The organism is Actinobacillus delphinicola (assembly GCF_900638385.1).
Classification (GTDB): Bacteria; Pseudomonadota; Gammaproteobacteria; order Enterobacterales; family Pasteurellaceae; genus Actinobacillus_C; species Actinobacillus_C delphinicola.
This window is the reverse complement of the sequence record NZ_LR134510.1, coordinates 671,270-694,968: the sequence shown is the minus strand read 5'-3', so window position 1 is coordinate 694,968 and position 23,699 is coordinate 671,270. Positions and strand designations below refer to the sequence as shown.

At 39.9% G+C, this 23,699-nt stretch carries 23 protein-coding genes, 1 tRNA gene and 3 rRNA genes; 23 read left to right on the top strand and 4 right to left on the bottom strand.

What is annotated here, in order from left to right; genetic code table 11:
- Positions 1 to 7 precede the first annotated feature (7 nt).
- The 6 genes from EL259_RS03185 to pepE all read left to right on the top strand — a co-directional run bounded on the left by EL259_RS03185 (position 8) and on the right by pepE (position 6,094).
- Complete coding sequence (locus EL259_RS03185; protein ID WP_126598934.1) at positions 8 to 1,009, top strand: DNA polymerase III subunit delta'; 1,002 nt, start codon at positions 8 to 10, stop codon at positions 1,007 to 1,009.
- Positions 1,010 to 1,801, top strand: coding sequence for a YchF/TatD family DNA exonuclease (locus EL259_RS03180; RefSeq protein WP_126598932.1), 792 nt, complete (start codon positions 1,010 to 1,012; stop codon positions 1,799 to 1,801). It abuts the gene before it with no gap.
- Positions 1,802 to 1,825: 24 nt separating this feature from the next.
- A complete protein-coding gene (locus EL259_RS03175; RefSeq protein WP_126598930.1) occupies positions 1,826 to 2,365 on the top strand; it encodes a DUF1523 family protein in 540 nt (179 codons plus the stop codon).
- A 68-nt stretch (positions 2,366 to 2,433) separates the two neighbouring features.
- Positions 2,434 to 3,774 (top strand): 30S ribosomal protein S12 methylthiotransferase RimO, encoded by a 1,341-nt coding sequence (gene rimO / locus EL259_RS03170; protein WP_126598928.1) that lies wholly within the window; start codon positions 2,434 to 2,436, stop codon positions 3,772 to 3,774.
- A gap of 208 nt (positions 3,775 to 3,982) precedes the next feature.
- The gene (gene dcuC / locus EL259_RS03165) at positions 3,983 to 5,362 is read left to right on the top strand and encodes a C4-dicarboxylate transporter DcuC (protein ID WP_126598926.1); all 1,380 of its coding nucleotides are present in this window, start codon (positions 3,983 to 3,985) and stop codon (positions 5,360 to 5,362) included.
- Positions 5,363 to 5,374: 12 nt separating this feature from the next.
- Positions 5,375 to 6,094 carry a dipeptidase PepE gene (gene pepE, locus EL259_RS03160; RefSeq protein WP_126598924.1) on the top strand — a complete coding sequence of 240 codons (720 nt, stop codon included), beginning with the start codon at positions 5,375 to 5,377 and terminating at the stop codon, positions 6,092 to 6,094.
- A gap of 114 nt (positions 6,095 to 6,208) precedes the next feature.
- On the opposite strand, the gene EL259_RS03155 is transcribed toward pepE, so the two are convergent.
- Entirely contained in the window at positions 6,209 to 6,631 is a 423-nt protein-coding gene (locus EL259_RS03155; RefSeq protein WP_126598922.1) for a DUF805 domain-containing protein, read from the bottom strand.
- 124 nt (positions 6,632 to 6,755) lie between these two features.
- A complete protein-coding gene (locus EL259_RS03150) occupies positions 6,756 to 7,259 on the bottom strand; it encodes a methylated-DNA--[protein]-cysteine S-methyltransferase (protein WP_126598920.1) in 504 nt (167 codons plus the stop codon).
- Between the two features lie 439 nt (positions 7,260 to 7,698).
- Between EL259_RS03150 and EL259_RS03145 the strand changes: the two genes are divergently transcribed.
- The 6 genes from EL259_RS03145 to EL259_RS03120 all read left to right on the top strand — a co-directional run bounded on the left by EL259_RS03145 (position 7,699) and on the right by EL259_RS03120 (position 14,367).
- Positions 7,699 to 9,241: ribosomal RNA gene (locus EL259_RS03145) — 16S ribosomal RNA — on the top strand.
- 117 nt (positions 9,242 to 9,358) lie between these two features.
- A tRNA-Glu gene (locus tag EL259_RS03140) sits at positions 9,359 to 9,434 on the top strand.
- 168 nt (positions 9,435 to 9,602) lie between these two features.
- Positions 9,603 to 12,503, top strand: a 23S ribosomal RNA gene (locus EL259_RS03135).
- Positions 12,504 to 12,649: 146 nt separating this feature from the next.
- Positions 12,650 to 12,765, top strand: a 5S ribosomal RNA gene (gene rrf / locus EL259_RS03130).
- The 16S, 23S and 5S rRNA genes sit together here with 1 tRNA gene alongside, the layout of an rRNA operon.
- A 179-nt stretch (positions 12,766 to 12,944) precedes the next feature.
- The gene (locus tag EL259_RS03125) at positions 12,945 to 13,424 is read left to right on the top strand and encodes a DUF1643 domain-containing protein (RefSeq protein ID WP_126598919.1); all 480 of its coding nucleotides are present in this window, start codon (positions 12,945 to 12,947) and stop codon (positions 13,422 to 13,424) included.
- Between the two features lie 424 nt (positions 13,425 to 13,848).
- Positions 13,849 to 14,367 (top strand): hypothetical protein, encoded by a 519-nt coding sequence (locus tag EL259_RS03120; RefSeq protein WP_126598917.1) that lies wholly within the window; start codon positions 13,849 to 13,851, stop codon positions 14,365 to 14,367.
- Positions 14,368 to 14,441: 74 nt separating this feature from the next.
- Here the strand turns inward: EL259_RS03120 and cmoA are convergent, their stop codons facing one another.
- Complete coding sequence (gene cmoA, locus EL259_RS03115) at positions 14,442 to 15,170, bottom strand: carboxy-S-adenosyl-L-methionine synthase CmoA (protein WP_126598915.1); 729 nt, start codon at positions 15,168 to 15,170, stop codon at positions 14,442 to 14,444.
- 139 nt (positions 15,171 to 15,309) lie between these two features.
- Between cmoA and aspS the strand changes: the two genes are divergently transcribed.
- The 11 genes from aspS to ruvB all read left to right on the top strand — a co-directional run bounded on the left by aspS (position 15,310) and on the right by ruvB (position 23,245).
- Positions 15,310 to 17,076, top strand: coding sequence for an aspartate--tRNA ligase (gene aspS, locus EL259_RS03110; RefSeq protein WP_126598913.1), 1,767 nt, complete (start codon positions 15,310 to 15,312; stop codon positions 17,074 to 17,076).
- A gap of 53 nt (positions 17,077 to 17,129) precedes the next feature.
- Positions 17,130 to 17,738: a SanA/YdcF family protein gene (locus EL259_RS03105; protein ID WP_126598911.1), complete on the top strand. Its 609-nt coding sequence runs from the start codon at positions 17,130 to 17,132 to the stop codon at positions 17,736 to 17,738.
- A 26-nt stretch (positions 17,739 to 17,764) separates the two neighbouring features.
- A complete protein-coding gene (gene nudB, locus EL259_RS03100; RefSeq protein ID WP_126598909.1) occupies positions 17,765 to 18,196 on the top strand; it encodes a dihydroneopterin triphosphate diphosphatase in 432 nt (143 codons plus the stop codon).
- Between the two features lie 102 nt (positions 18,197 to 18,298).
- Entirely contained in the window at positions 18,299 to 18,592 is a 294-nt protein-coding gene (locus EL259_RS03095) for an HrgC protein (protein ID WP_126598907.1), read from the top strand.
- Positions 18,593 to 18,773: 181 nt separating this feature from the next.
- Positions 18,774 to 19,127, top strand: a complete 354-nt coding sequence (locus EL259_RS03090) for an HrgC protein (protein ID WP_126598905.1) — start codon at positions 18,774 to 18,776, stop codon at positions 19,125 to 19,127.
- Positions 19,128 to 19,351: 224 nt separating this feature from the next.
- Entirely contained in the window at positions 19,352 to 20,092 is a 741-nt protein-coding gene (locus EL259_RS03085) for a YebC/PmpR family DNA-binding transcriptional regulator (protein ID WP_126598904.1), read from the top strand.
- A 27-nt stretch (positions 20,093 to 20,119) separates the two neighbouring features.
- Entirely contained in the window at positions 20,120 to 20,530 is a 411-nt protein-coding gene (locus EL259_RS03080; RefSeq protein ID WP_126598902.1) for a hypothetical protein, read from the top strand.
- A 43-nt stretch (positions 20,531 to 20,573) separates the two neighbouring features.
- Complete coding sequence (locus tag EL259_RS03075) at positions 20,574 to 20,936, top strand: hypothetical protein (RefSeq protein WP_126598900.1); 363 nt, start codon at positions 20,574 to 20,576, stop codon at positions 20,934 to 20,936.
- 44 nt (positions 20,937 to 20,980) lie between these two features.
- Positions 20,981 to 21,544: a crossover junction endodeoxyribonuclease RuvC gene (ruvC, locus tag EL259_RS03070; protein WP_126598898.1), complete on the top strand. Its 564-nt coding sequence runs from the start codon at positions 20,981 to 20,983 to the stop codon at positions 21,542 to 21,544.
- Between the two features lie 66 nt (positions 21,545 to 21,610).
- Positions 21,611 to 22,228: a Holliday junction branch migration protein RuvA gene (ruvA, locus tag EL259_RS03065; protein ID WP_126598896.1), complete on the top strand. Its 618-nt coding sequence runs from the start codon at positions 21,611 to 21,613 to the stop codon at positions 22,226 to 22,228.
- A 9-nt stretch (positions 22,229 to 22,237) separates the two neighbouring features.
- Positions 22,238 to 23,245 (top strand): Holliday junction branch migration DNA helicase RuvB, encoded by a 1,008-nt coding sequence (ruvB, locus tag EL259_RS03060; protein ID WP_126598894.1) that lies wholly within the window; start codon positions 22,238 to 22,240, stop codon positions 23,243 to 23,245.
- 119 nt (positions 23,246 to 23,364) lie between these two features.
- On the opposite strand, the gene EL259_RS03055 is transcribed toward ruvB, so the two are convergent.
- Positions 23,365 to 23,556, bottom strand: a complete 192-nt coding sequence (locus tag EL259_RS03055; RefSeq protein WP_126598892.1) for a hypothetical protein — start codon at positions 23,554 to 23,556, stop codon at positions 23,365 to 23,367.
- Between the last annotated feature and the right edge of the window lie 143 nt (positions 23,557 to 23,699).

Below are 23,699 nucleotides of genomic sequence, written 5' to 3'. Positions count from 1 at the left end.
AGAGACTATGCAACCACTTTACCCTTGGCTTATCACTGATTATCAAAAAATTACCTATGCCTTTCAGCGTGGGCTAGGGCATCATGCGTTGTTATTTAAGGGTGATACTGGTTTAGGCATTGAAGAATTAATTTTCCATATCTCTGGGTTTTTATTATGTCAATCTCATGAGGTACATCCTTGTGGGCATTGTCATCAATGCCGCCTTTATCAAGCAAATAATCATCCTGACTTTTATCACTTAGCACCGATTGAAGATAAAGATATCGGGGTGGATCAAGTACGTGAAGTGTTAGAAAAATTAACGCAGTCTGCTCAGCAAGGCGGAAATAAAGTTGTGTTTATTGATGGGGCTAATCGATTAACGGAAGCTGCAGCTAATGCAATTTTGAAAAATCTAGAAGAACCACGACCAAACACGTATTTTTTGATTAAGAGTGAACAGGGATTGCCACTTTTACCGACGATTTATAGCCGTTGTCAGCCATGGTTAATTGCCAGCCCTTCTGCGATGCAAAGCGTAGCGTGGTTACAAACACAATTACCTAATATATCAGAAGATATTTTGTTGCCTGCATTGCGGATGAGCGCCTATAGACCTTTATCTGCTCTTAATTTCGTACAAGAGAATTTATTAGAACAGAGAACAACATTATTGCGTCATTTCTGGCTTTTTTACACACGATTATCGCCACTAGAAATTTTACCTTCATTTGATAAAGCCATATTATTTCAACAACTTGATTGGATAGAAGCTTTTGTAAATGATAGTTTAAAATACAAGTTAGGTATCTTTTCTGGTTGGCAATGTGCAGATATCGCAAAAGGTATAGAACGATTTGCTGCAAATTTAAGTGTAGATTCATTGTTAGGTATTCAACAGATTTTACAAAAACTGCGTACAGATTTACGTGAGATTAATGCAGTGAATCAGGAATTAATTTTATTAGATGGGCTTACACAATTAATTACAAAAATTTTTGCCCCAAAACTTAAGGAAATAGAATAAATGTTTATTGTCGATAGTCATTGTCATTTAGACGCATTAGATTATGAAAAATTACATGAAAATGTCGCCGATGTGATTGCGAAAGCAAAAGCACAGGATGTGAAACATATGTTAGCGGTTGGGGTTACGCTTGATCGTTTTGAAAAGGCTTACGATATGTTAAGTCCTTTTAAGGAAGTGTCACTTGCCTGCGGTATTCACCCCTTAGATATTGAGGATGAGAAAATTGATTTTTCACGTCTTCGTCGTTTGGTGCAAGATCCTAAAGTTATTGCACTCGGCGAAATGGGGCTAGATTACTATTACAGTGAAGAAAGTAAAGCTGAGCAACAATCTGTTTTTGCAGAACAAATTCAAATCGCAAACGAAGTGAATAAACCAATTATTGTTCATACACGTCAAGCACGAGCAGATACTATTAGCCTATTAAAAGAAATGCAGGCAGATAAATGTGGTGGGGTAATTCACTGTTTTACAGAAAATTGGGAAATGGCAAAAGCGGTGTTAGATCTTGGTTTTTATATCTCAATTTCTGGTATTATTACTTTCAAAAATGCCGAAGAATTACGTGATGTAGTGCGTAAGGTGCCTGTGGATCGGTTACTTGTCGAAACGGATAGTCCATATCTAGCACCAATTCCATATCGAGGAAAACAAAATCAGCCAGCTTATACTCGTCAAGTGTGTGAATATTTAGCAACGTTAAAAAATCATAAAATAGATGATTTTGCACAGATTACGACAGAAAATTTTGAGCGTTTATTTAAAATTGATGTACAATCTTTAGGCTAAGGGTCTAGGAGTAAGGAGTATCAAATGAGATATGTAAAAGATTTTTTATTTATCGTGATCTTTGCTATTTTTGCAAGTTTAGCTATTGGTGTAAATTATGTTATGCCAAGCTATCGTACGGCTTATATTACAGGAATTGAAGTAAAACGTATGGACAAGGATGGGCTAATCAGTAAGTCTAATGTGGCAGATGGTCCAACACGTGATGTTTATTTTGTTTATACCCATGCACCAGACAACGATAGTAGTGTAAAAGTATATCGTGATGAGGATACTCGTTGGGGGTTCCCATTCTACTTTAAATTTAATTCTGCTGATGTGGCTGCCATGGCTCAAAGCCTTGAAGGTGATCATTTAGTGCAAATTAAATATTATGGTTGGCGAATTAAAATTTTTGATACTTATCCAAATATTGTATCAATTAAACCAATTATGAAAGCAGAAGAAGTATCTAGCCCAATTGTAAGTTATATTCTATATATCCTTATTTTAATTGGATTTATTGTGAGTATCCAATTTGTGCGAGGATGGTTCGATAGCCATCAAAAAACACACCAGAAATAAAGCGTATTTCTGAAGAACACCGCACTTTTTTAAGTGCGGTCTTTTTTTTAATTTATTGAGAGTAGAACATGAGCAAAACACCAAATATTGGCTTCGTAAGCCTTGGGTGCCCTAAAAATTTAGTTGATTCGGAACGTATTTTAACGGAATTAAGAACTGACGGTTATAACATTATTCCTACTTATGAAAATGCGGATTTAGTGATTGTAAACACCTGTGGATTTATTGATAGTGCGGTACAAGAATCATTAGAAACTATCGGTGAAGCACTAGAGGAAAATGGTCGTGTTATCGTAACGGGCTGCCTTGGAGCAAAAGAGGATCAAATCCGCCAAGTACATCCAAAAGTACTGGAAGTGAGTGGTCCACACAGTTATGAAACAGTGATGGAGCAAGTCCATAAATATGTACCAAAACCAGAGCGTGATCCTTTCGTCAGCTTAGTGCCAGCACAAGGCGTGAAATTAACGCCAAAACACTATGCTTATTTAAAAATTTCTGAAGGATGCGATCACAACTGTACATTCTGTATTATTCCTTCAATGCGAGGAAAATTAGATAGCCGTGATATCACACAGGTATTAGATGAAGCGAAACGCCTTGCTGATGCAGGCGTAAAAGAATTATTAGTAGTATCACAAGATACTTCTGCGTATTTGCTTGATCAAGGTAAAGAAAATCAAAATAAAACCGTTTTCTGGCAAGGTAAACCGATTAAAAATAATCTTGTTAGCCTTTGCCGTGAGCTTGGTACACTGGGTATTTGGGTGCGTTTACACTATGTGTATCCATATCCGCACGTTGATGATTTAATTCCACTTATGGCAGAAGGAAAAATTCTTCCGTATTTAGATATTCCACTTCAACACGCAAGTCCTAAAATTCTAAAAGCAATGAAACGCCCAGGTGCGGTGAATCGTGTATTAGAACGCATTAAACAATGGCGTGAGATTTGCCCAGAATTAACCTTGCGTTCTACTTTCATTGTAGGTTTCCCAGGTGAAACAGAAGAAGACTTCCAAATGCTATTGGATTTCTTAAAAGAAGCACAACTTGACCGTGTGGGCTGCTTTAAATTTAGTCCTGTAGAAGGGGCGACAGCAACAGATATGCCTGATCAAGTACCAGAAGATGTGAAAGAAGAACGCTTCCACCGCTTTATGCAACTTCAACAAGAAATCTCTGCGCAACGTCTTCAACAAAAAATTGGCAAAACGTTACCAGTGATGGTGGATGAAGTGAATGAAGAAGGCATTATTGGACGCTCTATGGCAGATGCTCCAGAAATTGATGGGCTAGTGTATATCGCTGCGACAGAAGATTTTAAACCGACCGTAGGTGAAATTCTTCAAGTCACAATTACTGATGCAGATGAATATGATTTATGGGGTGATGTTGTGATTGATTAATCACGCCCCGTTTTTCGGAAAAATTTATACAAATCTCACACTTCCCTTAAAAGTGTGAGATTTAACTAATTTATCAAAAATTCTTTTCCTCGTTTTAACACTCATTTAAACATTCTTACTTAAAAACCTTTCCTCAGACGAAACCCATTGCACAAAAAAATCCATTACCTATTATCTTATTAGTCATAAACTTTGTAGGGGATTAAATATGTGGGAAATTATTGTTGCAAGTGCGGTTACGATAGCCGTGGCATATTTTGTGTTAAAGGGATATCAAGCCCAAGCTACCCTCATGGGTGGTGGCATGCTTCTTATGTTGATTGCATTTATTTTTGGTACAGGTATGCCATTGCCAGCTGATAAATCAACAGGCTCGTATCTATTGGATATTTTTCAATATATGAAGAATACCTTTGCAGAACAAAATGCAGGACTTGGGCTAAAAATTATGGCAATTGCCGGCTTTGCTCTTTATATGCAACAGGTTGGGGCATCAGCGGCACTTGTTAAAGTTCTCACAAAACCTTTAGAAAAGATCCGCCATAAACCTTATTTGTTTATGGCTCTATGTTTTTTAGTCGGGGAATTTCTTTCTATCTTCATCACTAGCGCATCTGGATTAGGCGTTTTACTGATGGTGACGCTTTACCCATTAATGCGAGGCGTAGGATTAACACCATTAACTGCCTGTACACCAATTGCGACTGCCGTCGCCGTGGAAATGGGACCAGCACAAGGCAATGTGAATTTTGCCGCTGACATTATTGGCATTAATGTGGTGGAATACGTAGTGAAATATCAAATTCTAGTCAGTATTGCTTCTTTAGCTGTTATTGCCGTCCTATTAGTCATCGTGAATAAATTCCTTGATCGTAATACCGTTGACACAAATTGTGATGGTGATGATGACTTAAATATTGATGATCAAACTCAAGGTACATTAAGCAAAGCACCGACCATCTATGCGGTGTTACCTATTATTCCGCTTGTGTTAATTTTCATGTTTAACAAACTCACAATTAGTAGCATTAATATGGATGTCACCACAGCCATGTTTATTTCCGTTGTGATTGCACTAATTTTTGAATATATCTCCTTACGGCAAGGTAAAAAGGTCGTCAATTCATTACAAGTTTTCTTTGATGGCATGGGAAAACAATTCGCCACTGTTGTAACTTTTATTGTGGCAGGGCAAACTTTTGCAGAGGGTTTAAAAGCCATCGGCGCAATTGACATTATTATCCATAGTGCAGAAACCGCTGGTTTTGGACCGATCGCCATGACTATCGTAATGGTGGTGATCATTATGGTGACATCTATTCTTATGGGTTCTGGAAATGCCGCATTTTTCTCTTTCGCCAATTTAGTTCCAGAAATTGCAGGACGCATGGGGATTGCACCGGTCATGATGTTATTGCCAATGCAATTTGTTTCCGGTATGAGCCGAAATATTTCGCCAATCGCACCAAACGTGGTAGCCATCGCAGGTGTTGCAAATGTTTCACCATTTACACTCGCAAAACGTACTGCGGTGCCAATGTTAGGTGGTATTATTATTTCTACACTGATTAGTTTATTAACCTTTTAATAGGAGATGTTTATGCAAGTTTTCATGTTAAGTAATGGCAAATTACCGACCTCCAAAGTGTTATTAGAATTTGCATTACCTGAAATTAAGGCCTCATTTTTAAAACAAAATGTCCAAAGAGTTGTTGTAATTCCGTATGCAGTTATCCGTTTAAGCTACGACGAACGAGTGAATAGCGTGCGCGATAGCTTTAGTGATATGCCGTTAGATATTAAAGGTATCCATGAATTTAAAGATCCTGTTGAAGGTATTGAATGGGCAGATGCGATTTTAGTGAGTGGTGGAAACACGTGGTATTTAAATAAATCACTTCATGATTTTGGGTTAATCGAACCAATCCGTAAAGCCGTATTAAAACAAAATAAAGTGTATGTTGGCTGGAGTGCGGGTACAGTGATTTGTGCGCCAACAATGTGTACAACCAATGATATGTGTATCGTAGATGCCGCGATTACATCTTCACTTAATTTTGTTCCTTTCCAAATTAACCCGCATTATATTGATGCAACGATCGAAAACCACATGGGTGAAACTCGAGATGAACGTATTTTAGAATATTGTATTCGTAACCCACATCAAACCGTTGTAGGCATTCCAGAAGGAAGTTGGTTGCATCTACATGACGACGGACTAGATTACCATTGCCCAGCAGCTAAACCTTATGCCGTGTTTAAATATGGCAAAGAAAAACAAACTTGCTTCCAAGAAAATATGAGCCAGTTTTTAGAATAATTTGGAAAAGCCTAAAAATTTTTACGAAAATTGGGGCGTGATTTATAAAACTACCGTCACAAAAAGAAAGCAAAACATTTTTGTGGCGATAGTTTTTAGTCGAATTGATTCAAATTATTTTTGTTCGGGGAGTAAATTAAAACGGTTATTTTCATTACGGCTAGGTAAAACTAACAGAATAAAGAGAATAATACCGCCGATTAACGGAACAAATCCAATGAGTTGCCACCAACCTGATAAATTTACATCGTGAAGACGGCGTGCAGTTATTGCCCAAGTTTGGATAAGGATAACAAGTGGATAGGCAGAGCATATTGTGTTAATTACAAAGGTAAAAATCGCAATAGGCATTGAAATTGAATTACCTGATTGGGCGAATTGCACGCTACAAGCAAAAGAAATAGCAGTTATTATACCAATTAGTATAAAAACTAAAATTTGGGCTAAAACAAACAACCAATATTGCTTACGTGTTGCACGACCTTTAAAAGAAAAATTCTTTACAGTATCAATAAAATTTTGAAAAAAATAGTTCATTAGAACCTCTATAGTTGTGTATAAATTACAAATTGTTTATCTAAAAAATAAACTGGCGCATTGTACAAAAAGAAACAACAATTCAGAAGAACTATTTTTAATCAATTTTAATCTTAAGAGAGTGTTACGCAGAGCGTTCTAAGTCTAATAAAAATTGTTTGAGCGAGGTCCCGCAATCATACCCGCCTAAACCACCATTTTTCTGAATAACTCGGTGACAAGGGATCACAATTGGTAATAAATTAGCATTATTCGCCCCGCCAACAGCCCGAACCGCATTTATATTACCCACTTTACGTGCGATATCTTGATAAGAACAGGTTTTTCCATAGGGGATAGTCATTAATGCCTGCCACACCTTTTTCTGAAAATCAGTTCCTTCTAAAAATAGGGGGAGTGAAAAACTTTTAGATTCCTTATTGAAATAAGCGGTTAATTGTCGCTTTGCCTCTAATAAAAGCGGCGTTTCTTTTTCACAAAGTGTTGCATTTAATTTTTTTACTAAACGATTAAGATGCGTGTAGAGCTCGCCCTCAGGTGTAAATTGAATAAAACACAACCTATTTTGGTAATCGCCAAGCCATAGGGTACCGAGAGGGGAAGACATTGTTGATGTGAAAATCGTCATACAGATTCTTAATGGATGGAACAAAGGAGCTATTCTGCTTAATTATTGTTCTGTTTTCAAGTTTTGAAAATAGATAAATTCATTTACATAAGCAAAATGGATAAATTATAAACAAAAAATAACAAAATTATAAGTAATAATACTTAAATATAAGTATATTTTATAATTTTAATAAAAAAGTTAAAAATTTTTTAAAAAAGTGCTTGCAAAGGTTTTCAAAATATCTATAATACGCCCCACACAACGACGCGACGTTGTTAACAAGAATTTACTTCTCGCGTCGTTGTTTTTTGTTCTTTAACAACTAACTAGACAATCTGTGTGGGCACTTGTTGATTGACTTTGTTTAAATAATTTAACTAAGTCTTAATGAGTGTCAAACTAGAAATTCATTTTAAATGAAAGACTTTTTGTCAGCTTATTGAGCGAATCAAGCTTTGAATTGAAGAGTTTGATCATGGCTCAGATTGAACGCTGGCGGCAGGCTTAACACATGCAAGTCGAACGGTAACAGGAAGAAAGCTTGCTTTCTTTGCTGACGAGTGGCGGACGGGTGAGTAATGCTTGGGAATCTGTTTCATGGAGGGGGATAACTACGGGAAACTGTAGCTAATACCGCGTAATATCGAGAGATTAAATGTGTGGGACCGCAAGGCCACATGCCATGAAGTGAGCCCAAGTGGGATTAGATAGTTGGTGAGGTAATGGCTCACCAAGTCGGCGATCTCTAGCTGGTCTGAGAGGATGACCAGCCACACTGGGACTGAGACACGGCCCAGACTCCTACGGGAGGCAGCAGTGGGGAATATTGCACAATGGGCGCAAGCCTGATGCAGCCATGCCGCGTGAATGAAGAAGGCCTTCGGGTTGTAAAGTTCTTTCGGTGGTGAGGAAGGTTGGCGTGTTAATAGCACGTTGACTTGACGTTAGCCACAGAAGAAGCACCGGCTAACTCCGTGCCAGCAGCCGCGGTAATACGGAGGGTGCGAGCGTTAATCGGAATAACTGGGCGTAAAGGGCACGCAGGCGGTGACTTAAGTGAGGTGTGAAAGCCCTGGGCTTAACCTAGGAATTGCATTTCATACTGGGTCGCTAGAGTATTTTAGGGAGGGGTAGAATTCCACGTGTAGCGGTGAAATGCGTAGAGATGTGGAGGAATACCGAAGGCGAAGGCAGCCCCTTGGGAATATACTGACGCTCATGTGCGAAAGCGTGGGGAGCAAACAGGATTAGATACCCTGGTAGTCCACGCTGTAAACGATGTCGATTTGGGGATTGGGCTTTAGGTCTGGTGCCCGTAGCTAACGTGATAAATCGACCGCCTGGGGAGTACGGCCGCAAGGTTAAAACTCAAATGAATTGACGGGGGCCCGCACAAGCGGTGGAGCATGTGGTTTAATTCGATGCAACGCGAAGAACCTTACCTACTCTTGACATCCATGGAACCTTGTAGAGATACGAGGGTGCCTTCGGGAACCATGAGACAGGTGCTGCATGGCTGTCGTCAGCTCGTGTTGTGAAATGTTGGGTTAAGTCCCGCAACGAGCGCAACCCTTATCCTTTGTTGCCAGCGGTTTGGCCGGGAACTCAAAGGAGACTGCCAGTGATAAACTGGAGGAAGGTGGGGATGACGTCAAGTCATCATGGCCCTTACGAGTAGGGCTACACACGTGCTACAATGGCGTATACAGAGGGCAGCGAGCCTGCGAGGGTGAGCGAATCTCAGAAAGTACGTCTAAGTCCGGATTGGAGTCTGCAACTCGACTCCATGAAGTCGGAATCGCTAGTAATCGCGAATCAGAATGTCGCGGTGAATACGTTCCCGGGCCTTGTACACACCGCCCGTCACACCATGGGAGTGGGTTGTACCAGAAGTAGATAGCTTAACCTTCGGGAGGGCGTTTACCACGGTATGATTCATGACTGGGGTGAAGTCGTAACAAGGTAACCGTAGGGGAACCTGCGGTTGGATCACCTCCTTACCAAAATGAAGCGACAGTGAGTGCTCACACAGATTGTTTTAGTAGTTGTAAACAACAAAAGACAAGACTTTAAAGATACGATGTCGTATTAAAGTTTTAAAAGTATCTTTAAATGTTGTCCCCATCGTCTAGAGGCCTAGGACATCGCCCTTTCACGGCGGTAACAGGGGTTCGAATCCCCTTGGGGACGCCATTTAAAGATATTTTATTGTCTTAATTGTTCTTTAAAAATTTAAAATCAAGCTGAAAACTAAAGAGACTTTCAAGTAAAGTCTGAGTAGTTAAAAATCTTATGCTGAAAAAGGCAGCATAAGTCGAGTTGTTAATCGCAATCTTAATATGAAAATATTTGAGGTTGTATGGTTAAGTGACTAAGCGTACAGGGCGGATGCCTTGGCAATCAGAGGCGATGAAGGACGTGCTAATCTGCGAAAAGCTTGGGTAAGGCGATAAGAGCCGTTATAACCCGAGATATCCGAATGGGGAAACCCGATAGATGAAGAATCTATCATCTCTTTTTGAATATATAGGAAAGAGAAGCAAACCGGGAGAACTGAAACATCTAAGTACCCCGAGGAAAAGAAATCAACCGAGATTCTGTTAGTAGCGGCGAGCGAAAGCGGAAGAGCCTGTAAGTGATAGCAAAAGCGTTAGGAGAATGAGCTGGGAAGCTCAATCATAGAGGGTGATAGTCCCGTATCTTAAAACGCTTTTGTGGTACTGAGCTTACGATAAGTAGGGCGGGACACGTGTTATCTTGTCTGAAGATGGGGGGACCATCCTCCAAGGCTAAATACTCCTGATTGACCGATAGTGAACCAGTACTGTGAAGGAAAGGCGAAAAGAACCCCTGTGAGGGGAGTGAAATAGAACCTGAAACCCTGTACGTACAAGCAGTGGGAGCCACTTCGTGTGGTGACTGCGTACCTTTTGTATAATGGGTCAGCGACTTATATTTTGTAGCGAGGTTAACTGAATAAGGGAGCCGTAGGGAAACCGAGTCTTAACTGGGCGACTAGTTGCAAGATATAGACCCGAAACCCGGTGATCTAGCCATGGGCAGGTTGAAGGTTGGGTAACACTAACTGGAGGACCGAACCGACTAATGTTGAAAAATTAGCGGATGACCTGTGGCTGGGGGTGAAAGGCCAATCAAACCGGGAGATAGCTGGTTCTCCCCGAAATCTATTTAGGTAGAGCCTTGAGCGGACACCTTTGGGGGTAGAGCACTGTTTCGGCTAGGGGGCCATCCCGGCTTACCAACCCGATGCAAACTCCGAATACCAAAGAGTGATACTCAGGAGACACACGGCGGGTGCTAACGTTCGTCGTGGAGAGGGAAACAACCCAGACCGCCAGCTAAGGTCCCAAAGTCTATATTAAGTGGGAAACGAAGTGGGAAGGCTTAGACAGCTAGGATGTTGGCTTAGAAGCAGCCATCATTTAAAGAAAGCGTAATAGCTCACTAGTCGAGTCGGCCTGCGCGGAAGATGTAACGGGGCTCAAATATAGCACCGAAGCTGCGGCATCAGACGTAAGTCTGTTGGGTAGGGGAGCGTTCTGTAAGCGGATGAAGGTGTACTGAGAAGTATGCTGGACGTATCAGAAGTGCGAATGCTGACATAAGTAACGATAAAACGAGTGAAAAACTCGTTCGCCGGAAGATCAAGGTTTCCTGTCCAACGTTAATCGGGGCAGGGTGAGTCGACCCCTAAGGCAAGGCTGAAAAGCGTAGTCGATGGGAAACGGGTTAATATTCCCGTACTTGTAATAACTGCGATGTGGGGACGGAGTAGGTTAGGTTAGCCATCTTTTGGATTAGATGGTTTAAGCCGGTAGGCGGAATATCTAGGCAAATCCGGATATTCTTAACGCCGAGAAGTGATGACGAGCAACTACGGTTGTGAAGTAACTGATACCACACTTCCAGGAAAAGCCACTAAGCTTCAGGTTATTATAAATCGTACTGTAAACCGACACAGGTGATCAGGTAGAGAATACTCAGGCGCTTGAGAGAACTCGGGTGAAGGAACTAGGCAAAATAGCACCGTAACTTCGGGAGAAGGTGCGCCGGTGGTAGTTGTAGTCCCTCGCGGACGAAGGCGAATCCGGTCGAAGATACCAGCTGGCTGCAACTGTTTATTAAAAACACAGCACTCTGCAAACACGAAAGTGGACGTATAGGGTGTGATGCCTGCCCGGTGCTGGAAGGTTAATTGATGGGGTTAGCGCAAGCGAAGCTCCTGATCGAAGCCCCAGTAAACGGCGGCCGTAACTATAACGGTCCTAAGGTAGCGAAATTCCTTGTCGGGTAAGTTCCGACCTGCACGAATGGCATAATGATGGCCAGGCTGTCTCCACCCGAGACTCAGTGAAATTGAAATCGCCGTGAAGATGCGGTGTACCCGCGGCTAGACGGAAAGACCCCGTGAACCTTTACTATAGCTTGACACTGAACCTTGAATTTTAATGTGTAGGATAGGTGGGAGACTATGAAGCGAGAACGCCAGTTCTTGTGGAGTCGTTGTTGAAATACCACCCTTTAACGTTTGATGTTCTAACGACGTACCTGAAACGGGTACTCGGACAGTGTCTGGTGGGTAGTTTGACTGGGGCGGTCTCCTCCCAAAGAGTAACGGAGGAGCACGAAGGTTTGCTAATCACGGTCGGACATCGTGAGGTTAGTGCAATGGTATAAGCAAGCTTAACTGCGAGACAGACAAGTCGAGCAGGTACGAAAGTAGGTCATAGTGATCCGGTGGTTCTGCATGGAAGGGCCATCGCTCAACGGATAAAAGGTACTCCGGGGATAACAGGCTGATACCGCCCAAGAGTTCATATCGACGGCGGTGTTTGGCACCTCGATGTCGGCTCATCACATCCTGGGGCTGAAGTAGGTCCCAAGGGTATGGCTGTTCGCCATTTAAAGTGGTACGCGAGCTGGGTTTAGAACGTCGTGAGACAGTTCGGTCCCTATCTGCCGTGGGCGTTGGAGAATTGATTGGGGCTGCTCCTAGTACGAGAGGACCGGAGTGGACGCATCACTGGTGTTCCAGTTGTCTCGCCAGAGGCATTGCTGGGTAGCTACATGCGGAAGAGATAAGTGCTGAAAGCATCTAAGCACGAAACTTGCCAAGAGATGAGTTCTCCCCGACTTAAAGTCGGTAAGGGTTGTTTGAGACTAAGACGTTGATAGGTCTGATGTGTAAGCGCTGTGAGGCGTTGAGCTAACAGATACTAATTGCCCGAGAGGCTTAACCATACAACACTCAAATATTTTTAGAGAAAAGATTTGAAAGAAAGTCGGTTTTCAGTGAAGATTTTAAAGACTTAACGAAGCGAAGAGAAAGTAAAACGCAAATAAACGTTAAGTAAAGAACGACGAAAAGACAGATTATAAAGAATAATCCTGGCGGCGAAAGTGCAGTGGTCCCACCTGACCCCATGCCGAACTCAGAAGTGAAACGCTGTAACGCCGATGGTAGTGTGGAGTTACTCCATGCGAGAGTAGGACACCGCCAGGTCTCAACACCAACCTCTTGAGCAATCAAGAGGTTTTTTTATGCCTGAAATTTAAGAGTTTTCCTTTTTATTATCAAAGGTTTCACCCCTCTTCCCTGTAATTTTTATGTGATTTGAGTAAGTAATTCGATTAGGCTATAATCCTACTTCTAATTAGCTACTATGATAAAAGGAGAAGATAATGATAAGTGGTGCAAAGTTTTCTGATGATCGTCAGTATCGCTATGTATTGTGGCGCATATGGGATAATAGCGAGCCATATGTTACTTTTGTTTGTTTGAATCCTTCAACAGCAGATGAAAAAGAAAATGATCCTACAATAAGAAAATGTATCAGTTATGCGAGAAAATGGGGATATGGGGGGATTTATGTGATTAATCTTTTCGCATTTCGAGCAACTGATCCTAGCTTATTATTAGAGCAAGAAGATCCTGTCGGTAAAGACAATGATTATTGGATTACAAATATTACTCGAAATTCTGCAATGGTGATTGGAGCTTGGGGTAATAGTGGAAGAAAAGTAGAGCATTTTACAATGCGTACGAAAATGATAAAAAATCTTATTCCACAGCTTCATTATTTAATTCTCAATAAATCTGGGGAACCGAGTCATCCATTATTTTTATCGACTGCACTCAAGCCAATTCGCTTTTCAGAATAACATTCTCTAAATTTAAAAAAACAGTCCTTTTTAGTTAAATAAACTGATTGTTAAATAATCTAAAACTGGGGATAAATCGTCAAATTGTTTGTTTGCTTGTTTATTAATCTATGCTTGGTTAAATTTAAACCAAAATCTTGGCGCTTAAACGCCTTTAAAACCTGTTAAGAGTGAACGGTATCTTGTTTTATCTTTAGAGATAAAAACAACATAAATTGGTTAAAAGTACAATTAACTTATGGTGATTTATTATGTTATCTTTATTTAAAATTTTACGCTTAGAATACCCCGAAATGAATTTAGAAAATACGAAAATTCACTTAGCAGCGTATAACAGAGAAAATTTTCCACGGAAGTTTGTGGCTGTATTGACTCCGTTTTTAGTAAAGCAACATACTTGGGTAATTTAAAACGAGGAACAAACATGCAACATCCAGTAATTGAGTTTTATCTCGGAAAACGTAAAAGCCTTGAAGGATTTTCTTTGGAAGAAATGTGGAATATGTCTGATTTGATTTTTAGTGACGGTTATTTTTGGATTCCATGGCTATTACCGATTACACCTTTTAAGAATAAAGAGGTTGTTGTTGGGCGGAAATGGAATAAGCGCGTCCCTATCTTTTCACAGGCAGATGCAGATGTTTTTGCACAAAATGAAGATATTCAAAAGTGTTACTTAAAATCTATTGATCGTATTTTTGCTTATTTTGAATTAGAACGTGAGGGAAGTTTAGTTTTTCCTACAAAAGTTTTGCAAGATCGTTCTTTTTGGCTACATCCTGCAGGGCATGAAACGAAAAAAATATCTCGCCTAATTCATAGTTTATCGGTATGTGGACAATTTGAGTTAGCGGTTAATTTACAAAAATTGGCAATTTCACTTGGCACCGAAAAAGGTTATATCCAAGATAAAACCTTAGGTATCTGGCAGAAGATTATTTAATCTAAAATATATAAAACTCCTCTATTATTTAGAGGAGTTTTTGTAAAAATTTTTACGAAAATTGGGGCGTGATTTTATTTTTTAATGGCGATCATTGACCCAAAATTAAAGCATTGGAACCATAATTCAACTTGCGCAAAGCCGACATCTTTTAAACGCTTTTTATGTAACTCAATACTATCTGTACGCATCACATTTTCTAGTGCCGTACGTTTTTGGCTGACTTCTAATTCACTATAACCATTTGCACGTTTAAATTGATGGTGTAAATCAATGAGTAAATCATCCATTTCTTTTTCGTCAAAACGGAATTTTTCCGATAATACTAAAACCCCACCTTTATTTAACCCTTGATAGATTTTTGTTAAAAGGGCAATGCGATCTTCAGGAGGGAGGAATTGTAAAGTAAAGTTCAACACCACCATAGATGCATTTTGAATATCAATCTTACGGATATCCGCTTCTAAAATCTCTACGGTTACGTCACTATGGTATGCATTCAAATACTGACGAGCGCGTTCAACCATCGGAGCAGAATTATCCACACCAATAATTTTTACACCTTCCACATTTTCCACATTACGGCGAATAGAAAGGGTTGCGGCCCCACGCGAACAACCGAGATCGTAAACGTTAGAATTAGATGTAACAAAGCGGCTTGCCAGCATGCCGATTGCGGTGATGATATTAGAATAACCAGGAACAGAGCGGGAAATCATATCTGGAAAAACTTCCGCGACTTGCTCATCAAAAGTAAAGTCACCGAGTTTTTGAATCGGTGCAGAGAAAATTGTGTCTTTCATAAAATATCCTGAGGACTAAAATGCGGTTATTTTAGAGAAAGTTTTATATCCACTCAAATAAATTTCTTTTGCCCGTTTTTTGGGGTTGTCTTTTAAGCTATAATTTAAAAGTTTTTTACTCAATTTTTAAGGAATTGCTATGATGCGAACACATTATTGTGGGGATTTAAACCGCACAAATATCGGTGAAAACGTCACGTTAAGTGGCTGGGTGCATCGTCGTCGTGATTTAGGCGGCTTGATTTTTATTGATATGCGCGACCGTGAAGGTATCGTGCAAGTAACTTTCGATCCACAATTCAAAGACGCACTTGAAAAAGCAGCAAGCTTGCGTAATGAATATTGTATTCGTGTAGAAGGCGAAGTGATTGCACGTCCAGAAAATCAAATTAACAAAAATATGAAAACTGGCGAAGTAGAAGTGTTAGCGAAAAACCTACATATCTACAACGCATCGGATGTGCTTCCATTAGACTTCAACCAAAATAATACTGAAGAACAACGTCTAAAATACCGCTATTTAGATTTACGTCGTCCTGAAATTGCACAACGTTTCAAAGTACGTGCAAAAATTACCAGTTTCGTTCGTCGCTTTATGGATGATCACGGTTTCCTTGATATGGAAACCCCGATGTTAACCAAAGCGACACCAGAAGGTGCACGTGACTACTTAGTGCCAAGTCGTGTACACAAAGGTAAATTCTACGCACTTCCACAATCACCACAGCTTTTCAAACAGCTTCTTATGATGTCTGGTTTTGATCGCTATTATCAAATTGTGAAATGCTTCCGTGATGAAGATTTACGTGCCGATCGTCAACCTGAATTTACCCAAATCGATGTGGAAACCAGTTTCCTAACTGCACCTGAAGTTCGTGCATTAATGGAAGAAATGATCCGTGGTTTATGGATGAATATCTTAGACGTTGATCTTGGTGAATTCCCACAAATGACCTTCGCAGAAGCAATGCGTCGTTTCGGTTCAGATAAACCTGATTTACGTAACCCATTAGAACTTGTTGATGTTGCAGATATCGTTAAAGATGTTGATTTCAAAGTATTTAGCGGTCCAGCAAACGATCCAAATGGTCGTGTAGCAATGATTCGTGTACCAAACGGTAACGGCATTACTCGCAAACAAATCGACGATTACACTAAATTTGTTGGTATCTACGGTGCGAAAGGTTTAGCGTGGTTAAAAGTTAATGATGTAACGACTGGTCTTGAAGGTGTTCAAAGCCCAATCGCAAAATTCTTAACGGAAGATGTATTAAAAGCATTATACGAACGTGTTGGTGCACAAACTGGTGATATCTTCTTCTTCGGTGCAGATAGCATTAAAGTGACAACTGACGCAATGGGCGCATTACGCTTAAAACTTGGTACAGACCTTGGCTTAACTGATTTAACAGCATGGAAACCGCTTTGGGTTATCGATTTCCCAATGTTCGAACTTGATGATGAAGGTAAATTAAGTGCAATGCACCATCCATTTACCTCACCAAAAGATCGTACACCAAAAGAATTACAACAAGATCCACTTAATACCGTAGCGAATGCTTACGATATGGTTATCAACGGTTACGAAGTGGGCGGTGGTTCTGTACGTATCTACGAAGCACCAATGCAACAAATGGTATTCCATATTCTTGGCATTGACGAAAAAGAACAACGTGAAAAATTCGGTTTCTTATTAGACGCATTAAAATTCGGTACACCACCACACGCAGGTTTAGCGTTTGGTTTAGACCGTTTAACTATGCTTTTAACTGACACCACCAATATTCGCGATGTTATCGCTTTCCCTAAAACAACTGCTGCTGCATGTTTAATGACTGACGCACCAAGCCGTGCAAACAGCCAAGCATTACATGAATTAGCGATTGCTGTGGAAGAAAAAGCATAAACTAAAACAAAAAAGTGGGGTAAAACCCACTTTTTCTTTCTGTGCGGGGCAAAATGAAACGTAAGAAGTTAGCTATTTATCTCAGTATGCCTTTTTTACTTGGGTTAATTGCTATTATCGTTGCGAATTTGATGGTGATCTTAACGCCAACGGAGCGTATAGCCGATGTTAAAAAATTACCCCAGCATCAACCTTGCCTGGTTTTAGGTACGTCTAAGTATTTGAAAAAAGGTGGGATAAATGCCTTTTATGCTGATCGAATGGAAGCGGCGGCGATGGCATTCAAATTTCATAAATGTGCTAACTTTGTGCTTTCTGGAAATGGGCGCTATGGTGAAACCAAACGCATGCGTTTAACGTTAATGCGTCTTGGCGTACCAGAAACAGTTATTCAGCAGGATCAAAAAGGTTACCGTACTATTGATTCTATCCGCAATTTTAAAACTATCTATGGATATCACCGTGGCATTGTGATTTCACAAGGCTTTCATAATCAACGAGCCCTTTATTTAGCTAAGCGTGAACATCTTTCGCTTATCGGTTTTGACGCCCCGAAAATCAAACCTTATTTTGGATTTTTTACGCAAGTGCGTGAAGTTTTTGCAAGAGCAAGAGCGGTGTGGGATGTGTATTTTACCGAGCCGACATTTCACGTAAAATAGATGTTTTCTTAAATTGGTAAACGGTAATGACTTACAAAAATCCTGAAAGTGTTTTGGTTGTGATTTATGATGCAGTGTCGCATGAGGTGTTGATGTTGCAGCGACAAGATGACGTGTATTTTTGGCAGTCAGTAACAGGCTCATTGGAAAAAAACGAAACGCCACGTGATACGGCGTTGCGAGAAGTTTTGGAAGAAACAGGCATTGATATTGTAAAAGAGGGTTTGGATCTGATAGATTGCCATAAAAGTATTGAATTTGAAATTTTTCCGCAATTTCGCTACCGTTATGCACCAGATGTCAGCAAAGTTAAGGAACATTGGTTTTTATTGCCTTTAAATAGTAAACGTATTCCTCAGTTGGCAGAACATCAGGCTTACCGTTGGCTTTCGCCTGAAGATGCCGCTCAATTAACAAAATCGTGGAATAATGCCGAGGCGATTTTAGCTTTTCTTTGATTTATATCTATTTTTAAAAAGAGATTTTTATTGAGTCATAAGTATTTTTTCTATACACTTTGCTCAAAATTAATTAATTCTTTTGAGGTATAGGAGAAGAGAATGGCTAATACCGCATTATTAAAAAATGAAAGTGGGATGATCAAAAATGGGATTGTAGGCTTTAGTTGGACAACGTTATTTTTTGGTTTCTTTGTTCCCCTTATCCGTGGCGATGTAAAATGGCTTATTATCATGTTGATATGCGATATTATCACAGGTGGTTTGGCGAATATCGTTTTCTGTTTCATTTATAATAAACTTTACACTGAAAACCTTATTTCTCAAGGCTTTGTACCAGCAGATGATCATAGCAAAATGATGCTTCAAAAAAGCGGCATTTTAATGGCTAGCTAATTCATTACACACCGACAATCATATTAATGACAGCTCGCTAATGCTATCTTAGCGAGTGTCATTTTATTTCCTATCTAAATAATTTTTCAAAATCCTATGTTTTTCAGACAATAATTAAATTACTATTTGATATATTTTGCTCATCTCCAATAGATGAATCAAATTACCTAAGGATAAAAAAATGGCGAGAGAAGTATTTTTAAAAAATAATATGGGTGTGGTAAAAAGTGGCTATGTCGGTTTTAGTTGGACGGTCTTTTTCTTTGGCTGTTTTGCGCCACTTTTTCGTGGTAATTTTTCATGGTTTTTAATTATGGCATTTGTTGGCATAGTTAGGGTTATTGCAGAACGCCTTCCTCCTGAATATTATGCGTCTAGTAATGGGCAGATGTGGTTTTCTATTATTTTTATCGTAATTCATTTATTTTTTAGTTTTACTTACAACAAATTTTATACGCAAGGACTGATAGGCAAGGGGTTCTATCCTGCGGATAATGTCAGCGAACTTCTTTTGAAAAAATACCGTATTTTATAAGTCGCTTTAAATCTTAAAAAATCTCAGAAAACGCCTACTAAATGTGAAATAGTGGGCGTTGTTGTCGGTGTATGTTTGAATAAAAATTGAAATTTTGCCGTATTTTCGCTATAAATAGGCACGAATTTTTACGCCTCAATTTTCCGAAAAATTTTTCATAAATTTAGGCTCTTTAATTTTTTTAAACGATAACGCAAATTGCGTCAAGAAAAAGGATATATAACATGGCAGGACATAGTAAGTGGGCAAATATTAAACACCGCAAAGCAGCACAAGATGCACAACGCGGTAAAATCTTTACCAAACTTATTCGTGAATTAGTAACCGCTGCAAAAATTGGTGGCGGTGATGTGAATGCAAACCCACGCTTACGTACCGCTGTAGATAAAGCATTAGCAGCAAACATGACTCGTGACACCATTAACCGTGCAATCGACCGCGGTGTGGGTGGTGGTGATGACACCAATATGGAAACCCGTATCTATGAAGGTTACGGTCCAGGTGGCACTGCATTAATCGTTGAATGTTTAAGTGATAACGCAAACCGTACTATTTCTCAAGTACGTCCAAGCTTCACAAAATGTGGTGGTAACTTAGGAACTGAAGGTTCTGTAGGTTATATGTTTAGTAAAAAAGGTTTAATCCTTATCTTAGAAGGTGATGAAGAAACCTTAACAGACGCTGCAATCGAAGCAGGTGCAGAAGATATCGAACCACAAGATGATGGTAGCTTTGAAATTACTACTGCATGGGAAGAACTTGGTGCAGTACGTGATGCGTTAGAAAAAGCGGGTTACAAATTAGAAAGCGCTGAAGTAACCATGATTCCATCTACAACCGTTGAATTAGATGCTGAAACTGCACCTAAATTCATGCGTTTAGTAGATATGTTAGAAGATTGCGATGACGTTCAAAACGTATATCACAATGCTGAAATCAGCGACGAGATTGCTGAAACCCTTTAATCTGCTCTAAATAAGAAGGAGAGAGTGATGAAATCGTATGTTAAAATCTTATCACTTGCGAGTGTATTCGTTTTAGCTGCTTGTAGTAAACAAGTTCCAGTAGCATCTCAAAATGTAGCACCTCAAACTAATGTAACAACACAAACCGTTACTTATATGTGTGGTGCGAAACATAATCATCCGATGCATGTAACTTATCAATTTGCTGGCAATGATGCAGTTAAAGCTGATGTGCAATTTGCGGGTAAAACCTATGCAAATTTAGTACGTGTTAAAGACATCAATGACACCACAAAATTTGAAAATGCACAAAAATGGGTGTGGTTAGTCGATGGTATTAATGCGCAGAATGTAACGAAAAAAGATGGCATGATGCTACTTCAACACACTGCACAAGCAGATAAAATTTTGATTAACTATTGTGATGTTAAAAAATAGTTTTTCGATTCATTATTCTCTTTTTTAAAGGATAATCTTGCATATGAAAACTGTACATGTGACGACAAAAAATGCGTTGACGCTTGCCAAAGAGCAAGGCGTGGATGAAATTGTTGTGACAGGTCGTTTAGCAAAAAAATTAGATACGGTAAAAAAAGTAGCGACGGCAGGCACAGCGGTGATTGCATTGATCACCACTGCGGTAGGAGCGATGCCTTTTACAGGTGGGCTTTCTGCGTTCGCTGCTGCACCAATTGCTGCTATGACAGGCTTTGAGATTGCTGCCATTATTACGGCAGTGAGTCTTGGTATCGGTTTGATTGTCGCACTGTTTCGTGATTATGAAGAAATTAGTTTTATGAACGACAAGTTAGTTTTACGCAAGAAAAAAAGAAATAAAGATTAATGATAAAAAGCGAGCAGAGGCTCGCTTTTTCGTATGGAAAGAAAATGAGCATTATTTTAGGTATCGACCCAGGATCGCGCATTACGGGATACGGCGTGATTCGTCAACAAGGGCTGCATTTGGAATATTTAGGGAGCGGGGCAATTCGTACTGAGGTTGCTGATTTACCTAATCGTCTAAAGCGTATTTATGCGGGAGTGAGCGAAATTATCACCCAGTTTCAACCCGATATGTTTGCGATAGAAGAAGTATTCTTGGCTAAGAATGCCAGTTCTGCGTTAAAACTTGGGCAGGCACGCGGAACAGCAATAGTTGCGGCAATGAACCATGATTTACCTGTTTTTGAATATGCGGCTCGCCGAGTTAAACAGACGGTAACAGGAATTGGCTCAGCGGATAAAAGCCAAGTCCAGGCAATGGTAACCAAACTTTTACGCCTTTCTGCAACGCCTCAAGCCGATGCGGCGGATGCTTTAGCGATTGCCATAACGCACGCCCATACCATTAAATATGCCCACCAAATTACGCAAACACCACTTGGCAAACAAACCCAGGCATTACTGCAAAGTCGTTACAGTCGTGGACGCTTTCGTTTAAAAGCAGAATAAATAAGTGGATGTTTATACAGTATTATTTTATACTAATGTATATTTTTTAAATCATTGAAGGCACTTATGATCGGTCGATTAACGGGTATTTTAGCTGAAAAACAACCTCCTGAAATTTTGCTTGATGTGCATGGCGTGGGCTATGAACTGCTCTTACCTATGACAAGTTTTTATGATCTTCCTGAATTAAATCAAGAAGTCACATTATTTACGCATTTTGTGGTGCGTGAAGATGCTCAGCAACTCTATGGTTTCTCTCACAAAGCAGATCGTCATTTATTCCGCGAATTAATCAAAACGAATGGGGTAGGACCTAAGTTAGGTCTAGCCATTTTATCGGCGATGTCAGTGGAAGAATTTTCATATGCCATTGAACGTGAAGAAGTGTCTAAGTTAACCAAAATTCCAGGCGTGGGTAAGAAAACAGCGGAACGCTTAGTAGTTGAATTGAAAGGGAAATTTAAAGATAGCGTACAACGTGATTTCTTTATCGAAAGTAAAACTCTCCCTTCTTCATCACCTACACTTGAGAAAATGGATAATATGGCTGCCCAAGATGCGATTGCAGCACTAATTGCACTGGGTTATAAGGCTTCTGAAGCTGAAAAAGCAGTAAAACGTGTTGCGAAAGAGGATTTAAATAGCGAACAGCTTATTCGTGAAGCCCTAAAATCAATGCTTTAAGGATAAACAATGATTGAAGCAGATAGAATAATTAGCGGGCAGGCCCAATTTGATGAAGATTTTATTGATCGTGCGATTCGCCCTAAATTATTAGAAGATTATGTCGGGCAACCGCAAGTCCGTGAACAGATGGAAATTTTCATTAAAGCGGCAAAAATGCGTCAAGATGCCTTAGATCATCTTTTAATTTTTGGACCACCTGGGCTGGGGAAAACCACCTTGGCAAATATCGTTGCCAATGAAATGGGAGTGAATATCCGCACGACATCAGGACCTGTTTTAGAAAAAGCAGGGGATTTGGCAGCGATGTTGACCAATCTTGAACCGCATGATGTGTTGTTTATCGATGAAATTCACCGTCTTTCGCCAGCAATTGAGGAAGTGTTATATCCAGCGATGGAAGACTATCAGTTGGATATTATGATTGGTGAAGGTCCAGCAGCACGTTCCATTAAATTAGATTTACCACCCTTTACCTTAATTGGTGCGACAACGCGTGCAGGCTCCTTAACTTCACCATTGCGTGATCGTTTTGGGATTGTGCAACGTTTAGAGTTTTATTCAGTACCTGATCTTAGTGCGATTGTTCAACGAAGTGCGGATTGTTTAAACCTTACTATTGAGCCTGATGCTACCCAGGAGATTGCCTGTCGTTCTCGTGGAACGCCACGCATTGCGAACCGCCTATTGCGCCGTGTGCGTGATTATGCGGATGTCAAAAATGATGGGCATATTACCGCTGAAATTGCTCGCCAAGCCTTGACGATGTTAGATGTCGATCAGGCAGGGTTTGATTTAATGGATCGCAAATTATTGCAAGCGATTATCGAACGCTTTGATGGTGGTCCTGTTGGGTTGGATAATTTAGCGGCAGCAATTGGCGAAGAACGGGATACGATTGAAGATGTCTTAGAACCTTTCTTGATTCAGCAAGGTTTCTTACAACGCACGCCTCGTGGTCGCATTGCTACAGAAAGTACTTACCGCCATTTTGGTTTACGCAAATTAACGGAATAAATAAAAAGACGCCCCGATTTTCCAAAAAATTTATCGAAAATCGGGGCGTGTTGTTTCTAAAATTTGCAGTTTTCTCTCGTCGCTACATTACCACAATACTTTAGAAGTCATTTTGTCATTTAGGCAAAAATTTTTACCTGAGATTGACAATTCTGGATACGTGGGCTGTCTGCACTCGTTGCATAAATTGAAGTCTGGCATGCAGTATTTTCGATTGCAGTTACTCCCCAGCGTTGCTGATTTTCCCTTGCATAATTAGGGACAAGTCCATGCGAGAATGGACACTCAGACATTTGTTTACTAACATTCATATAAGTTCCTAATCCTCTTTATTATTTTTATTTATTTTAACTATTAAAATTATAAAATAAATACATGATGACCTATCAATATAATTACGATTTTAATTTTAAATAAAATATTTTATAAAAAAATACCGCCATGACGGCGGTAT

Excerpts from the sequence above, each read along its gene's own strand:
- EL259_RS03185 (WP_126598934.1), top strand. The coding sequence starts at position 8 with ATGCAACCACTTTACCCTTGGCTTATCACTGATTATCAAAAAATTACC.
- EL259_RS03180 (WP_126598932.1), top strand. The coding sequence starts at position 1,010 with ATGTTTATTGTCGATAGTCATTGTCATTTAGACGCATTAGATTATGAA.
- EL259_RS03175 (WP_126598930.1), top strand. The coding sequence starts at position 1,826 with ATGAGATATGTAAAAGATTTTTTATTTATCGTGATCTTTGCTATTTTT.
- rimO (WP_126598928.1), top strand. The coding sequence starts at position 2,434 with ATGAGCAAAACACCAAATATTGGCTTCGTAAGCCTTGGGTGCCCTAAA.
- dcuC (WP_126598926.1), top strand. The coding sequence starts at position 3,983 with ATGTGGGAAATTATTGTTGCAAGTGCGGTTACGATAGCCGTGGCATAT.
- pepE (WP_126598924.1), top strand. The coding sequence starts at position 5,375 with ATGCAAGTTTTCATGTTAAGTAATGGCAAATTACCGACCTCCAAAGTG.
- EL259_RS03155 (WP_126598922.1), bottom strand. The coding sequence starts at position 6,631 with ATGAACTATTTTTTTCAAAATTTTATTGATACTGTAAAGAATTTTTCT.
- EL259_RS03150 (WP_126598920.1), bottom strand. The coding sequence starts at position 7,259 with ATGACGATTTTCACATCAACAATGTCTTCCCCTCTCGGTACCCTATGG.
- EL259_RS03125 (WP_126598919.1), top strand. The coding sequence starts at position 12,945 with ATGATAAGTGGTGCAAAGTTTTCTGATGATCGTCAGTATCGCTATGTA.
- EL259_RS03120 (WP_126598917.1), top strand. The coding sequence starts at position 13,849 with ATGCAACATCCAGTAATTGAGTTTTATCTCGGAAAACGTAAAAGCCTT.
- cmoA (WP_126598915.1), bottom strand. The coding sequence starts at position 15,170 with ATGAAAGACACAATTTTCTCTGCACCGATTCAAAAACTCGGTGACTTT.
- aspS (WP_126598913.1), top strand. The coding sequence starts at position 15,310 with ATGATGCGAACACATTATTGTGGGGATTTAAACCGCACAAATATCGGT.
- EL259_RS03105 (WP_126598911.1), top strand. The coding sequence starts at position 17,130 with ATGAAACGTAAGAAGTTAGCTATTTATCTCAGTATGCCTTTTTTACTT.
- nudB (WP_126598909.1), top strand. The coding sequence starts at position 17,765 with ATGACTTACAAAAATCCTGAAAGTGTTTTGGTTGTGATTTATGATGCA.
- EL259_RS03095 (WP_126598907.1), top strand. The coding sequence starts at position 18,299 with ATGGCTAATACCGCATTATTAAAAAATGAAAGTGGGATGATCAAAAAT.
- EL259_RS03090 (WP_126598905.1), top strand. The coding sequence starts at position 18,774 with ATGGCGAGAGAAGTATTTTTAAAAAATAATATGGGTGTGGTAAAAAGT.
- EL259_RS03085 (WP_126598904.1), top strand. The coding sequence starts at position 19,352 with ATGGCAGGACATAGTAAGTGGGCAAATATTAAACACCGCAAAGCAGCA.
- EL259_RS03080 (WP_126598902.1), top strand. The coding sequence starts at position 20,120 with ATGAAATCGTATGTTAAAATCTTATCACTTGCGAGTGTATTCGTTTTA.
- EL259_RS03075 (WP_126598900.1), top strand. The coding sequence starts at position 20,574 with ATGAAAACTGTACATGTGACGACAAAAAATGCGTTGACGCTTGCCAAA.
- ruvC (WP_126598898.1), top strand. The coding sequence starts at position 20,981 with ATGAGCATTATTTTAGGTATCGACCCAGGATCGCGCATTACGGGATAC.
- ruvA (WP_126598896.1), top strand. The coding sequence starts at position 21,611 with ATGATCGGTCGATTAACGGGTATTTTAGCTGAAAAACAACCTCCTGAA.
- ruvB (WP_126598894.1), top strand. The coding sequence starts at position 22,238 with ATGATTGAAGCAGATAGAATAATTAGCGGGCAGGCCCAATTTGATGAA.
- EL259_RS03055 (WP_126598892.1), bottom strand. The coding sequence starts at position 23,556 with ATGAATGTTAGTAAACAAATGTCTGAGTGTCCATTCTCGCATGGACTT.